Raw genomic sequence first — 13,520 nt, 5'->3', positions numbered from 1 at the left:
GCCCGCCCCGGAGGTGAACGGCGGCGTGGGCGCCGTGGTGTTCCTCCGGGAGGATCTCAGTCCGCGGGCCGGCCGTGTTGGCGCTGCGTCGACAGTTCCTTGGCACTGCGTCCACTCGTCGGCGCCGACTCCGGGCGCGCCGTCCGGGATCGGCGCCGGGCCGGGGCCGACGCGGGCGCCGGCCCGGGGGCCGGACTTGGTGCCGGGGCGCCGGGGCGCGGCGACCAGCGGCGGCGAAGGGTCCGCCGGGGCGCCGCTATTCGCTCGCGCACCCCGACAGCGCCCGGCGCCGGTGCTCGCTGGGCGGCATCCCGTACGCGGCCCGGAAGGCCCGGGTGAAGTCGGAGGCGCGCGGGATCCCCAGCCGGGCGGCGAGGGCGTGGACGGGCGTGCCGCGCAGGGCCGGGTCCGCCAGGTCGCGGCGGGCCCGCTCCAGCCGCTGCCCGCGGATCCAGGCGGCGACGGTCTCGCCCTCGGACTGCTGGGTGAAGACGCGGTGCAGGTAGCTGACGGAGATGTGGTGCGCGGCGGCGATCACGGACGGGGACAGCTCGGGATCGTGCAGGTTGCGCCGGATGAAGCTCCGGACGCTCTGCACCAGGGCCCGGTGCCGGGCGTCGTCCGGGACCGCCGCCCCGGCGTCCAGTTCGCGGGCCAGCCAGGTGGCCACCAGGTCGACGACGACCGTGCCCAGCCGGGGAGCCTCGGCCGGCCCCAGGGCGGCGGCCTGCCGGTCCAGGCCGACGAGGAACTCCGTGAGCAGCGCGGGCGTGCCCTGCCGCCCGGAGAACGGACGGCCCATCAGTTCGCGCATGCGGTCGGGCGGCAGCGGCAGCAGCGACACCGGGAAGTCGATGCCGACGGCCTCGGGCCGGCGTTCCGTGCGGTCGGCGGTGCGGACGCCGAAGGCCCGCAGGTCGTAGGGCTGCGAGCTGTCGAGCACGTACAGGTCGCCCGCGCCGAACACGGCCTGCCCGGGCCGGCCGTCGCGGGTCAGCGCCAGGTCCCCGCCGAGCACCAGCGTCAGGTGGTAGACGCCCGGATCCGACCGCCGCACCATGGCGGCCGTCCGCCGGAACCGGGCGGACGGGAACGCGGTCCTCAGGAGGGTCACCGGCCCCAGTTCGAGTCGCCGCATCTCGGCCTCGAAGTCGTCGGCGTGAGGGCTGGTCATCTCGCTGGAACGGGTCCGCCCGACCAACTCCCGCCAGCGATCGAACCGTTCCCTCGCGGGCACGTCCTCGCCCGTGAACACGCTCCCCGTCGTCGCGGTCACGCCTCAGCTCCCTCCTGCGCGGTCTTTTCCGGTCGGCCGGCGCGGGCCTTCCTCCTCCATCATCGGGCCCGGTGCCGCGTCACGGTGCCACGGGGGCGGTGGGGCGGCCGCGGGGTCGACGGCCGGGACCCCGCGAGGGCCGATTTTCCCCACTGATCATCTGCTGGTAACTTCTTCCTCGTCAGCGGGACGGGGCCACCAGGTGGTCCGAGTCCGGCCAGGCCAGGCGTCGGTGGTGCAGCGGTAGCACGCCCGCTTTCAGCGGGAGGGGTTCGTTCGATTCGGGCCCGGCGCTCCGATCCGCAGGGGCGGAAGTCGTTTCCCGACTTCCGCCCCTGCCGCTTTCGGTGGGCGGTCCGGAGGGTCCTCCCTCGGGCTCGGCGCCTCGTCCCGAGCCCGTGACGGCGGCCTTCGTCGGCTTCCTGGGCGCAGCACCGCGCCGCAGGCTCACCGCGGGTCCGGCCCACCGCGGGCCCGGCTCACCGCGCCGCAGGCTCACCGCAGGTCCGGCTCACCGCGCCGCACGCTCACCGCGGGCCCGGCTCACCGCCGGGTGACGTCCTGGACGGCCCGACCGCCCGTGCGCGCGGTGGTGCCGGCGGTGCCGTAGCGGGGGAGGACGGCGAGGCCGTCGGTGAACTCCGCCTGGTCGGCGGGGACGGCGATCACGTCCGTTCCCGTCCCGACGGCGGCGCGGACGAGCGCGTCGCCCGCCTCGTCCTCCCAGTAGTAGCCGACGCCGAAGGCCTGGAGGTCCGCGGCCGCCGGCGCGAGATCGGTGGGCCGCGGACCGACCCACAGCGGGGGCGGCTCCGGGAACGGGCGGTTGAGGAACAGGGCCGCCGCCCGGCCGCGTTGCAGGAGCGTGACCGTCTCGGCCAGCCCCTCGGCGGCGCCCGGACCGTCGGCGCCCGAGCGTTCAGCGTCCGGGTGGTCGGCGGCCGGGTGGCCGGTGCGCGGGCCGTCGGCGCGCCGGCCGACCGCACGCCGGGCGAGGAAGGCGTCGAGCCGGCGCTGGTCGTGCTCGGTCAGCCGGTCGGCCATCAGCAGTTCGACCTCGTGTTCCAGGACGGCCCGGCCGGGCTCCGCGCGGTGGAGCCCGGTGTCGCGCAGCCTGACGAACCGGCCGCGCAGCCCGGCCGGGGCCAGCCGGATCATGGTGTTCACGGCCCAGGCGTCCCCGGCGAGCACGACGAGTTCGGTGGCCCCGCCGACGGCACCCGCCAGCTCCCCGAGGAGCCGCTCGGCGTCCTCCACCCACCCGGTCAGCGGGATCCGGCGGTGCACGGCGGTGGAGTTCACCCGGGTCCTCGGCCAGCGGCCGAGGTCGTACTCGAGCTCCAGCTCGTCCTCCGCCGCCGCCCCCGCCTCGGCCGGCGGATGGACCCGGTGGACCACCACGGCGGCGTAGGGGACGTCCGGTGCCCGCTGGAAGAGCAGCGGTAGCACGTGCGGCAGCGCCCCGTACCGGGCGGTGTCCCGCGGGGGCGGCTCGGGCAGGCACTCGTCCAGCAGGATCCGCCCGGCGGAGGCGAACACGGCCTGTCCGTGCCGGCCCGCGCACCCGTGGTCGCGCCCGACGACGTGGTCGATCGCATGGACGCTGTCCTCGTCGGCACCGTGGGCGAGCAGGTTCTTCCGCAGGCCCCGCCAGCGCAGCGCTGTCGCCCGGTCCGGCTCGTCCAGGTCGCGCGAGGTGTCCAGGTACACCGACGCCACCGGCTGGACCGACTCGTAGAGGCGGCTCAGGAAGAGCGGTTTCATGACGGCGTCCCTCCGGTCCTGTGTCGCATCCGGGCGGCTGCCCGTGGGGCGGGGGGCGAAACAACCGGTGGCCGGGGCGGTGGCGACACCGGCCGTCACCCGTCGGTGCGGGTCCTGGGGCCGGTCCGCTGCCCCGGCAGCCGGGCGCTCCCGCCGGGCGCCGGGGCGCCCCGGAACTCCAGCGCGGTGGTCCGGACCACGGTGATGAGCGCCAGCAGCATCAGCGCGCCGTGGGCCGGCATCGACAGGTACGGCGACACGCCGGGCGCGATGAACTTGAGGTAGCTGCCGAAGGAGGAGAGCTGCACCAGGACCGGCAGGTACCAGAGGCGCCGGGGCAGCCGGAAGGCGGCGATCACGCTGAGCACGTCCGCCAGGTAGAAGTAGCGTTCGTGCATGGCCGGCAGCAGGAACGGGACGGCGATCGAGAAGACGGTGGCCAGCAGCAGGATCCTGGTGTCGGTGAGCCCGGACCACCGGTGCCGCGCGGCCGGCGCCTCCCCTTCCGGCCCGGTGGCGGGCACCGCAGCCCCGTCGGTGCGCCGTACGGCGCGGACGGCCAGTGCGACCAGCACCAGCACCAGGACGCCCGCGACCAGGACGCCCGCCCGGCGGACCGGGTCCTCCTCGCCCTGCGGCACCGAGACGAACTGGTACACGGAGGGTGCGTTGAGCGTGAGGTCCGGGTAGATGCCCGCCTGCCGGGTGTAGACGGTCAGCAGCTGCCACGGGTCGGAGCCCAGCAGGACGGCCGGGACGTCGAGCGCCACGTACACGGCGGGGACGGCCAGCAGGCTCCGCCAGGGTATGCGCCGGGTCAGCACCAGGACGAGCAGCAGCGGGAACAGGAACACCGCCTGGAGCTTGAAGGCCAGCGCCGCGCCGAAGAACGAGCAGGCCCACCAGGGCCGGTCGCGCAGGACGTGGTGGACGCCGCCGACCAGGAAGGCGGTGAAGATCGCGTCGGCCTGGCCCCACCAGCCGCTGTTGGTCACGACGGTGGGCAGGAAGAGCACGGCCACCGCCGCGGCGAACGCCCGCCAGGGCCGGTGCGGCGACTGCAGCGAGACGATGCGGAAGGCGTAGTACGCCAGCGCCAGGTCGAAGGCGATCGAGATGCACTTGATGCCCGTCAGCCCTGCCACCGGCAGGTAGGTGAGCGCGGCCATCAGGTACAGGTACGGGACGTTGTAGTCCGAGAAGTCGGTGTGGTCGAGGGCACGGAACCCGCCCCGCTCGGTGAGGTACCGGTACCAGGGTTCGAGGAAGTAGTGCCAGTCCGCCGACTGGTAGTCCAGCAGGAGGAAGCGGACCAGCAGCGCGGAGGCCACCGCTGCCACTGCGGCCGGCACCAGGGCCCTCGGGGCCGCCCGGCCCGGTGGCGCCTCGTCCGTCCGGGGTGGACGCCCGGCGGTCGCCCCCGAGGTCGGGCGCGCCGGCGGCCCCGGGGGCGGCGGTGACATCGGTGATATCGGCGACATCGGTCTCCAACTCGGTGGGGCGGGGCCGTGCGCGCGGTGGCGTACGGCCGGCGGGGCGGGCAGGGGATCCTGCGCGGGTGGAACGGCACTGGTGAGGGGCCCGGTGAAGGCCCGGCGGTCAACGGGCGGGCCGGCCGGAACGGTTCGGGTGACCGTTCCGGCCGGTGACGTCTCAGAGCTCGGGGGCCGCCACTTCCTCCAGTGAGCCGTCCGCCAACCGCAGCCACCGGTCCACCCCGATGGCCGCGAGGAACCGTTCGTCGTGGCTGACCACGACGAACGCTCCCTGGTAGGAGTTCAGGGCGCTCTCCAGCTGGCCGACGCTGACCAGGTCGAGGTTGTTCGTCGGTTCGTCGAGCAGCAGCAGGTGGGGAGCGGGCTCCGCGCACAGCACGCAGGCCAGCGTGGCGCGCAGTCGCTCGCCGCCGGAGAGCACCCCGACCGGGAGGTGGGCGCGGGCACCGCGGAACAGGAAACGGGCGAGCAGGTTCATCCGCTCCGCCGGCTGGAGGCCGGGCGCCGCCGCGGCGAAGTTCTCCGCGACGCTCCGGTCCGGATCCAGCAGGTCCAGCCGCTGGGAGAGGTAGGCGACGCGGCCGTCCGATCGCCTCGACCGGCCGGCGTCGGGCGCGAGATCGCCGACGAGCAGCCGCAACAGGGTGGTCTTCCCCGCGCCGTTGGGGCCGACCAGGGCGATCCGCTCGGGGCCCCGGACGGCCAGGTCCACGCCGCTGCCCGCGAACAGCGGCGAACCGCCGCGCAGCACCTGGAGGTTCTCGCCGACGAAGAGGTCGCGCCCGCTCGGCACCCGGGTGCCGGAGAGGTCCAGGCTCAGGCGCTGTTCGTCGCGCAGTGCGCGTTCCGCGTCGTCGAGCCTGGCCCTGGCCTCGCCGACGCGGGCGGCGTGCAGTTGGCCGGAGCGGCCCGCCGCCTCCTGGGCGCCGCGCTTCATGTTCCCGGCGAAGATCCGGGGCAGACCGGCGCTCTTGAGGTTGCGGGCGGCGGTGCCGGCCCGCCGGTCGGCGCGCTCGCGGGCCTGCTGCATCTCCCGCTTCTCCCGCTTCAGCTCCTGCTCGGCGTTGCGGATGTTCTTCTCGGCGACCTCCCGCTCGGCCTGCACCGCCTGCTCGTACGCCGTGAAGTCCCCACCGTAGAGGCGGAGTTCGCCGGAGTCGAGTTCGGCGATGCGGTCCATCCGGTCGAGCAGGGCCCGGTCGTGGCTGACCAGCAGCAGGCAGCCGGTGAAGTCCTCCAGCGCTTCGTGGAGCCGGTGGCGGGCCGCGAGGTCGAGGTTGTTGGTGGGCTCGTCCAGCAGCAGCACGTCGGGCCGCTGGAACAGCTGTGCTGCTAGGCCGAGTTGGACGATCTGGCCGCCGCTGAGGGTGTCCAGCCGCCGATCCGGCCCGACACCGGCCAGGCCGAGGCGTTCGAGTTGGGCGAGGCTGCGCTCCTCGATGTCCCAGTCGTCGCCGATGGTGGAGAAGTGCTCCTCCGCCACGTCACCGGACTCCACCGCGTCGATGGCGCGGACCACCTCGGTGATCCCGAGGACGTCGGCGACGGTGAGATCGGCGGCCAGCGGGAGGTCCTGCGGCAGGTAGGCGGACGTGCCGCCGACGGTCAACGACCCGGCCGCGGGCCGCAGTTCACCGGCGATGAGCCTGAGAAGGGTGCTCTTGCCGGAGCCGTTGGGCGCGACCAGGCCCGTGCGGCCGGTGCCGAGGGCGAAGGACAGCTCCCGGAACACGGGAGTGTCGTCGGGCCAGGAGAAGGACAGCTGGGAGCAGACGATGGATGCGTCGGACATCAGGACAACCCGGGGGTGAGCGGGCGGAGACCTCTCCGCCACGAGCAGACAGGGGGACGGGAACGACGAAGCGAGCCGTCGCGCCGGGTGCCCGGCACCCACGACGGCTTCAGGACCGGGTCTCACCCGGAGATGTCGTCGTCACCAGCCATGTCTGCGTCCGCTTTCCGTTTTCCGCCACGAAGGGGCCTGCCGCAGAGCAGCTTAACAGTGCGGGTGCGAAGGCGTGCGGGTGTTCGGGCGTCCGATCCGGTCGGAGCGCACGGCACGGGGTCCGGGCCGCTCCGGAGGGCTCTGCACGCCGGCTCACCCAGGGCGGTTGATACACGCCATCACTGACGTGTCGCCAGGTGGAGGCGCGGCAACGGCGGGCGCGGTGACGGCGGCCGGGCGGGCGTGCGGGCCGGCCGGTGCTCGGAGCGGTCGCAGCGGCGTTGCGCCGACCGGCGCCGCTGCCGTGCTGAGATGCTCTGCCGGTGGAGACGACGGACACGGGCCGCATCGAGGCGTTCAGCGACGGGGTGTTCGCGATCGCGATCACCCTGCTGGTGCTGGAGATCAGGATCCCGCAGGCCCACGGCGCGGCGGAGCTGTGGCGGGCGCTGGGCGAGCAGTGGCCGTCCTACTTCGCGTACGTGGTGAGCTTCCTCGTCATCGGCGTCGTCTGGGTGAACCACCACACCCTGTTCGGCTACCTGGCCCGGATCGACCGCACGCTGATGTTCGTCAACCTGCTGCTGCTCATGCTGATCTCCGCCCTGCCCTTCCCGACGGCCCTGGTGGCGCAGAACCTCCGCAACGGCTCGGCCGCGAACGTCGCCGCAGCCGTCTACGGCGGGGTGATGGTCGGGCAGGCCGTGGTGTTCGGGGTGTTCTGGAACTACGCGACCCGCACCGGCCACTGCTTCGACGAACGCGTCGACGTCGCCGCGGCCCGGGCCGGCCGGTGGCGGTTCGAGCTGGGCCTGGCCGTCTACCCGCTCACCGTCGGCCTGGCCTTCCTCTCCGCCCCGGCCGCCCTCGCGGTCCACGGGCTGCTGGCGCTCTACTACGCGTTCAACCAGGTGAGAGTGCCGATGCTGGACCGGTGAGGGAGCCGGGGCAGCCACCCGATCCGCACGTCACCGTCGAGGACGTCCGCGCCTCGGAGCGACGCCCCGAAGTCCTGGGGCGCGCCGGCGGCGCGGCGGTCAGATGCCGACGTAGTTCTCGGCGAACCATTCCTGGTGGGCGCGGGAGGTGCGCAGGGACTCGATGCGCGAGCGCCGGAGGGATTCGTGGAAGAGCGCTTCGCCGTCCGAGGCGTACGGGGCGTGGAGCAGCTGAATCATCCAGTGCGAGAACTCCTGGGCGCGCCAGATGTGGGCGAGGCAGCGCGGTGAGTACCGGTCGAGGGCGGCCGGGTCGCCGTGCGCGAGGTCGTCGATCAGGGCCTCGGCGAGGAGTTCGGCTTCGAGGACGGCGAGGTTGGCGCCCTTGGCGGCGGCCGGGGCGGGCAGGCTCGCGGCGTCGCCGGCCAGCAGCAGGGAGCCGTGCCGCAGCGTCTCCATGACGTCGGACTGGAGGTCGATCACGGAGCGTTGGATGATCCGGCCCTGGTGGAGCGGGCCGTGCTCGGCGGTGCGCATGCGCAGGCCGAGTTCGTCCCAGATCCGCTCCTCGGACCAGGCGTCGGGTGCGGTGCCGCGCTCGCACTGGAGGTAGTAGCGGGTCACCTCGGGGGTGCGGGCCATGTGGCCGGCGAAGCCGCGCTCGTGCAGCGCGTAGCCGACGGCGTCCAGGCTCGGCGGTGCCTCGGCGAGCAGGCCGAGCCAGCTGACGCCGTGGTCGCGCTGGTGGCGGGCTGCGGCGGGCAGGGAGCGGCGGGCCGCGCCGTGGCGGCCGTCGCAGCCGGCGACGTAGCGGGCCCGCCACCGGCCGGGGCGGCCCTCGGGGTCGCGGACGGTGACGGTGGGGCGGGCGCCGGCGGCGTCGTCCACGGTGAGGGCCTCGGTCTCGAAACGGATCCGGCCGCCCGCCGCCAGGTAGTGCGTCAGCAGGTCGGTGACCAGGTCCTGTTGGGGGTAGACGGTGTGCCGCTCGCCGAGGCCGAGGGCGCCGTAGTCGAGCCGGAAGCGGCCCCCGTCGGTGCGGAACTCGCAGGTGCCGTGGGGGAGCCCGCGCCGGTGCAGACCGTCGGAGAGTCCGTGGCGGTCCAGGACGCGGACGGTGTGGGCGGCGAGGAACCCGGCCCGGGCGCGGGTCTGGACGTGCCGGCGGTCCGCGCGTTCGAGGACGACGCAGTCGATCCCGGCGGCGAGGAGGAGGTTTCCGAGGGTCAGTCCGGCCGGTCCGGCGCCGAGGATGACGACATCGGCCGAGTCGGTGACTGCTGGGATGGTCTGACGTCCGGTCATGGGAAGTGGATCTTAGCCGGGAGTGGATACATCGGTACGGGGAAATGACACATCTTGGTGAACGGGCAGTTGATCTTTGACGCCGAGTACCCGCCCGAACGGCCCCGCGCGGCCCCCGTCGGCGCCCGCGCGACCCCCGTCGGCGCTCGTCGACCGCGGGTGCCGTGCCCGGTGCCGGGGCGGTGCGGCGCGGACCGGCCCGGCGCCGGATGCTCTGAAGCTGATCACTGGTGCGCACGGTTGCGCACTGATGGCAAAATTCGCTCTGCATCGATCAGATTCACGCAACTGCGTGCAGCCCCGCTCAGGAGGACGCCATGACCAGGAACGGCGACACCACCGGCGGCGGCCGATGATCCTCACCGTGACCCTCAACCCCGCCCTCGACCTCACCTACCGGCTGGGCGCCGTCCGCCTGCACGCGAGCAACCGGGTGGAGGGCGTCCGGCAGCAGGCGGGCGGCAAGGGCGTCAACGTCGCCCGGGTCCTGGCCGCGCTGGGCCACCCGGCGATCGTCACCGGCCTGGTCGGCGGCGTGAACGGCCAGGCCCTGCGGGCGGACCTCGCCCGGAGCGCCCTGCGCGACGAGTTGGTCGATATCACGGCCGGGACCCGTCGCACCGTCGCGGTCGCGGACGAGCAGGACACCACCGTCTTCCTGGAGCCCGGGCCGCCGGTCGAGGCGGCGGAGTGGCAGCGCTTCCTGGCGCACTACCGGCGCCTGCTGCCCAGCGCCTCGGTGGCCGTGCTGTCCGGGAGCCTGCCGCCCGGACTGCCGGTGGACGCCTACCGAGTGCTGGTCGAGCTGGCCCGCGCCGCGGCCGTGCCGGTCGTGCTGGACGCCGAGGGCGAAGCGTTGCTGTCGGCGCTGCCCGCCGGTCCGGCGGTGATCAAGCCCAACGCGACCGAACTCACGGCGGCGACCGGCACCGCGGACCCGGCGCGCGGCGCCGAGCTGCTCCGCGCGGCCGGGGCGGGCGCGGTGGTGGCCTCCCTCGGTCCGGACGGGCTGCTCGCCCGTACGCCTGAGGGCGGTTGGCGCGCCCGCCCGCCCGAGCACCTGCGCGGGAACCCGACCGGGGCGGGTGACTCGGCGGTCGCGGCCCTCGCACTCGGCCTGGAGACCGGCATCCCCTGGCCGGAGCGGCTGCGGCACGCGGTGGCGCTGTCCGCCGCCACGGTGCTGGCCCCGCAGGCCGGCCGCTTCGACGTCGCCGCCTACCACGGGATGCTCGACCGGGTCCGGATCGAGGAACTCGACCCGGCGCCCCGGCGGGCAGAGGTGTGACCCCGGCCGGGGCGCGCCGCCCCGGCCGGAGGCTCAGCCTCGGAAACCCAGCCGCAGGGCTTCGTCTCGGGAACCCAGCCGAAGGGCTCTGTCTCGGAAACCCAGCCGCGGAACGCTGCCGCAGGAGCTCAGCCGCGGGGCCGCAGCGCGCCGTCGAGGAGCGGCAGCAGGCGATCCCAATGGCGTTGCAGGGCATCGGGGTTGAAGGCGTCCGTGTCGGACATGGTGAAACCGTGGACGGTCCCGGGGTAGATCTCGGAGGTGTGGTCGACCCCCGCGGTGTCCAGGGCGCGGTTCAGTTCGTCGAGGGCCTCGGGCGTCAGGTCGGTCTCGGCGTGCCCCAGGTGGACCCGTGCGCTCAGCGCGGAGACGAGGCGGTGCTGGTCGGGCCCGTCGGCGCCCACCGGGCCGTGGAACCCGGCGAGGGCGGCCACCTCGCCGGGGTGCGCCGCGGCGGTCGCGCGGCCAGCAGGACGCCGAAGCAGTAGCCGGTCACCGCGACCGGTCCCGGGGCGACCTCGGGCCGGGTGGTCAGGTACCCGAGGAAGGCGGCGGCGTCGCTCAGGGCGCGCTCGGGGGTGTGCGCCCTGAGCAGGGGCATCAGCCGGGCGACGACCGCGGACCGGGCCTCCGCCCCGATGAACTCGGGCAGCTCCACCACCGGCGTCGGGCCGTGCCGGTAGTGGATGTTGGGGACGAGCACGTAGTACCCGTGCCCGGCCAGTTCGCACGCGAGGTCGCGCAGTGCGGGCCGGATGCCGAAGGCGTCGGGGTACATCAGCACTCCCGGGTGCCGCCCGCCGCCTTCGGGGAACGCGGCGAAGGCATCGGCCAGGCCGTCGGGAGTGGGGATGGTCAGGGTCCTGCTGGGCATCTGTCGGAGTCTCCTGTCGTGGTCGGCGCATCGAGCGTGTGGTCACCACGAAGGAGGTGGGCCCCGCGCCGAAACGCAGGATCCCCGGTCGAACTGCGGGCCCGCGGCGGCCCGTACGGCGCTCAGCGGAGCGCCGGGTCGCCGAATCGTGTGTGGCGCGAGGCCGTCCCGGTCGTCATCGCCGGACACCATAACCCGCCGGACGGGCCGGTGTCAGACCGCCCGCGACCGGCGTTCGTCCGCGGGCGGTCCGGCACCGGCCCGCGCGGCTCAACCGCCGGTGGGTGACGACGGACCGGTGCCGTCCTCGTGCCGGGCCGCGGGCTCGTGGAAGTCGACGGTGACCTCCTCGCAGGGCTTGTAGGCGGCTGCGGTGGCGTACGAGGTGTAGGCCCGGCGGTCGGCGCGGGTCAGCGCGGTGTGGTCGGCGAAGGGAGCCGCGATGCTGCGGGGCCACAGGCGCCGGGTGCGCACCGCCGCGCTCTCCGCGCAGAGGACGAGGGTGAGGGCGCCGAGGTAGATCCAGGCCATCAGGCCGAGCACCACCCCGAAGACCCCGTATGTGGCCGTCGCCCCGCGCAGCTCGTGACCGACGTAGTAGGTGCCGACCAGCAGCAGCGCCTGCCAGGTCAGCGACGCCGCCAGGGCCTCCGGCCACAGGCGGCGCACCCGGAGGTGGCGGTTGGTCAGCAGCTTGAACGCGGTCAGCAGCAGGCCGGTGCCGAGGGCCGCCGACACCGGGACGGCGGCGAACCGGACCGCTCGCTCGATCCAGGTGGGCCAGCCGTGCGCGGTGGCCGTGAGGGCGGCGAGGGCGGTGGAGGCCAGGACGGCGCCGGCGAGGACGCCGAGGAGGGCGAGCCCGCGCAGGCGGGCGGTCAGCGCGTTCGGGCGGCTGTGCTGGGGGACGGCCCACACCGTGTTGAAGGCGTTCTGGAGCGCCTGCGCCACGCCGAGCGCGCCGTAGAGGCTGCCGGCGATGCCGACGGCCAGCGCGAAGCCGCTCCCGTGGAAGGAGCGGATGCTGTGCTCGATCTGGTCCCCGATCACCGGGAACTGGCTGAGGGCGGAGTGCAAAACCTGCTGTTGCAGCTGCGGGTCGTCGTGCAGCGCGAATCCCAGCCCGGTGACCAGGAGCAGCAGCATCGGGAAAAGGGAGAGGAAGCCGTAATAGGTGATCAGGGCCGCCATGAAGGTGCCCTGGTCGTCGATGAACTTGTAGACCACGGCGAGCGCGAGACCCGCTCGACGGTGCCGCCGCTGGTAGTCGTCGAGTCTGTCGAGCACGCTCATGGTCAACTCCCAACGCCTTCCGGAACGAATGCCCGAATACCGGAATTCGCCGGTCCGTGGATTTCAGGCTGGGGGGGGCGTCCGCGGGGCGCCTCGTTCCGGGAGGCGCCCCGCGGAGGACCCGGCTAGCACCGGGACTACCAGCGGTACCAGCGTCCGCGGCTACCGGAGGCGCTGGTGCCCCGCGCGATGAAGCCGAGCAGCCAGACGACGAAGACGATGACGGCGATCCACCACAGTGCCTTGACGGCGAAACCCGCGCCGAAAAGGATGAGGGCCAGCAGGAGGACGAGAAGCAAGGGGACCATGGTGATTGACCTCCGGTCGTAAGGGCTGTTGGTGGCATTCGCTTGCCCCGAGCACGGCCGGATATTCCCGCAAGTTTTCCGCGGCCGTTCGAGTTCCTCCGCGGGTCCTTTCGCAGGTGCCCGGAAGCCGCGGCGCCGGGCCGGGGAGAGCCCGGCCGGCACGTCCAGCGGGTGGCCGAACGTGTCGGGCGGAGGCGTCCGGGGTCTGCTGGAGTAGGGGGGAGCAGCAGGAGGCTGCGGGCGCCGGTGCCGGACGGACCGGGCGTCCGGGCCGAACCGAGGAGACGGAGACAACACCCGCCATGACGTACACCGTGGATTTCGACACCGTCTCGACGGTCGGTCTGGAGTCGTCGCCCGTAGCGGAGGCGCTCGCCGGCCTGCGGGCGAACGAGGCGCGCTACTTCCGGAACAAGTACGACCACGTCTTCACGGTGGAGCCGGCGAGCGAGGCCAAGGAGGTCGTCGACTGGGTTCACCGGATCCTCAAGGAGGAACGCGACCTGGTCATCTCGTCCCGGCCGCTGGAGGCCACGACCTTCCAGGTCGAGAACATCCGCATGGCCTACGTCTTCTACGAGAACGGACTGTCCATCAACGTGATGTACACCCTCGACGAGTCCGGGAAGCGGGCTGTCGGGTTCAAGCTCTCGGACGGGATGGAGGTCCCGGAGGAGCTGGCGTCCCGGTTCAAGTTCGCCCGGCAGAAGTCGAAGCTCGCCGGCACCATCCGGGGCTCGTTCTTCGTCATCAAGAACGAGTACTGACCAACGGCACCCAGGCACCCAGGCACCCCGGCACCCGGCGCGCGGATTGGCCGGAGGACCGAACCCCCGAGCGATCCGGCCGCGCCCCGGTTGTGGGGGCTTCGACGGGATGGGGCAGGGGTGATGAGGAGCAAGTCCGGGTGGGGGCAGGTCGGCGTGTCCGCCGCAGTCCACCGCCAGCACGGCTTTGGTGCTCCACCGAGTGGTGGCCAGGCCGCCGTCCGCCTCGGCCTGCCCGAGCCGGAGGTGCAGGTCGCCATCCGGTC

General features: G+C 73.8%; 10 protein-coding genes, 1 tRNA gene and 1 pseudogene. 4 read left to right on the top strand and 8 right to left on the bottom strand.

Going from position 1 to position 13,520, the window contains the following annotated elements:
- Window positions 1–256: 256 nt before the first annotated feature.
- Window positions 257–1,276 (bottom strand): AraC-like ligand-binding domain-containing protein, encoded by a 1,020-nt coding sequence (locus ABT247_RS25125; RefSeq protein ID WP_350746115.1) that lies wholly within the window; start codon window positions 1,274–1,276, stop codon window positions 257–259.
- Window positions 1,277–1,502: 226 nt separating this feature from the next.
- Here ABT247_RS25125 and ABT247_RS25120 point away from each other — a divergent pair.
- Window positions 1,503–1,571, top strand: a tRNA-Glu gene (locus ABT247_RS25120).
- A 248-nt stretch (window positions 1,572–1,819) separates the two neighbouring features.
- On the opposite strand, the gene ABT247_RS25115 is transcribed toward ABT247_RS25120, so the two are convergent.
- From ABT247_RS25115 to ABT247_RS25105, 3 genes are all read right to left on the bottom strand, one after another.
- Window positions 1,820–3,040, bottom strand: coding sequence for a baeRF2 domain-containing protein (locus ABT247_RS25115; protein ID WP_350746112.1), 1,221 nt, complete (start codon window positions 3,038–3,040; stop codon window positions 1,820–1,822).
- A gap of 95 nt (window positions 3,041–3,135) precedes the next feature.
- Window positions 3,136–4,380: a glycosyltransferase 87 family protein gene (locus ABT247_RS25110; protein ID WP_350746109.1), complete on the bottom strand. Its 1,245-nt coding sequence runs from the start codon at window positions 4,378–4,380 to the stop codon at window positions 3,136–3,138.
- A 313-nt stretch (window positions 4,381–4,693) separates the two neighbouring features.
- Window positions 4,694–6,328 carry an ABC-F family ATP-binding cassette domain-containing protein gene (locus tag ABT247_RS25105; RefSeq protein ID WP_350746106.1) on the bottom strand — a complete coding sequence of 545 codons (1,635 nt, stop codon included), beginning with the start codon at window positions 6,326–6,328 and terminating at the stop codon, window positions 4,694–4,696.
- A 476-nt stretch (window positions 6,329–6,804) separates the two neighbouring features.
- Between ABT247_RS25105 and ABT247_RS25100 the strand changes: the two genes are divergently transcribed.
- Window positions 6,805–7,419 carry a TMEM175 family protein gene (locus ABT247_RS25100; protein ID WP_350746103.1) on the top strand — a complete coding sequence of 205 codons (615 nt, stop codon included), beginning with the start codon at window positions 6,805–6,807 and terminating at the stop codon, window positions 7,417–7,419.
- Window positions 7,420–7,518: 99 nt separating this feature from the next.
- Here ABT247_RS25100 and ABT247_RS25095 read toward each other — a convergent pair whose 3' ends face one another.
- Window positions 7,519–8,724 (bottom strand): 4-hydroxybenzoate 3-monooxygenase, encoded by a 1,206-nt coding sequence (locus ABT247_RS25095; protein WP_350746101.1) that lies wholly within the window; start codon window positions 8,722–8,724, stop codon window positions 7,519–7,521.
- A 352-nt stretch (window positions 8,725–9,076) separates the two neighbouring features.
- Here ABT247_RS25095 and ABT247_RS25090 point away from each other — a divergent pair, with 352 nt between their 5' ends.
- Complete coding sequence (locus ABT247_RS25090) at window positions 9,077–10,012, top strand: 1-phosphofructokinase family hexose kinase (RefSeq protein WP_350746098.1); 936 nt, start codon at window positions 9,077–9,079, stop codon at window positions 10,010–10,012.
- A 128-nt stretch (window positions 10,013–10,140) separates the two neighbouring features.
- Here ABT247_RS25090 and ABT247_RS25085 read toward each other — a convergent pair.
- The 3 genes and pseudogenes from ABT247_RS25085 to ABT247_RS25075 form a co-directional block, all read right to left on the bottom strand.
- A pseudogene (locus ABT247_RS25085) lies at window positions 10,141–10,886 on the bottom strand (dienelactone hydrolase family protein).
- A 270-nt stretch (window positions 10,887–11,156) separates the two neighbouring features.
- Window positions 11,157–12,179 carry a YihY/virulence factor BrkB family protein gene (locus ABT247_RS25080; RefSeq protein ID WP_350746095.1) on the bottom strand — a complete coding sequence of 341 codons (1,023 nt, stop codon included), beginning with the start codon at window positions 12,177–12,179 and terminating at the stop codon, window positions 11,157–11,159.
- A 137-nt stretch (window positions 12,180–12,316) separates the two neighbouring features.
- Window positions 12,317–12,487, bottom strand: coding sequence for a hydrophobic protein (locus ABT247_RS25075; protein ID WP_350746092.1), 171 nt, complete (start codon window positions 12,485–12,487; stop codon window positions 12,317–12,319).
- A gap of 302 nt (window positions 12,488–12,789) precedes the next feature.
- On the opposite strand from ABT247_RS25075, the gene ABT247_RS25070 reads away from it, so the two are divergent.
- Entirely contained in the window at window positions 12,790–13,254 is a 465-nt protein-coding gene (locus ABT247_RS25070; RefSeq protein ID WP_350746090.1) for a DUF8821 family protein, read from the top strand.
- Window positions 13,255–13,520: the final 266 nt, after the last annotated feature.

The sequence above is a fragment of the Kitasatospora sp. NPDC001539 genome (assembly GCF_040298565.1).
GTDB lineage: Bacteria > Actinomycetota > Actinomycetes > Streptomycetales > Streptomycetaceae > Kitasatospora.
This window is presented reverse-complemented; position numbering and strand designations above follow the sequence as displayed.

Bases quoted from the DNA above. Each gene is read 5' to 3' on its own strand.
- ABT247_RS25105 (WP_350746106.1), bottom strand. From the start codon at position 6,328: ATGTCCGACGCATCCATCGTCTGCTCCCAGCTGTCCTTCTCCTGGCCC.
- ABT247_RS25090 (WP_350746098.1), top strand. From the start codon at position 9,077: ATGATCCTCACCGTGACCCTCAACCCCGCCCTCGACCTCACCTACCGG.
- ABT247_RS25115 (WP_350746112.1), bottom strand. From the start codon at position 3,040: ATGAAACCGCTCTTCCTGAGCCGCCTCTACGAGTCGGTCCAGCCGGTG.
- ABT247_RS25095 (WP_350746101.1), bottom strand. From the start codon at position 8,724: ATGACCGGACGTCAGACCATCCCAGCAGTCACCGACTCGGCCGATGTC.
- ABT247_RS25070 (WP_350746090.1), top strand. From the start codon at position 12,790: ATGACGTACACCGTGGATTTCGACACCGTCTCGACGGTCGGTCTGGAG.
- ABT247_RS25075 (WP_350746092.1), bottom strand. From the start codon at position 12,487: ATGGTCCCCTTGCTTCTCGTCCTCCTGCTGGCCCTCATCCTTTTCGGC.
- ABT247_RS25080 (WP_350746095.1), bottom strand. From the start codon at position 12,179: ATGAGCGTGCTCGACAGACTCGACGACTACCAGCGGCGGCACCGTCGA.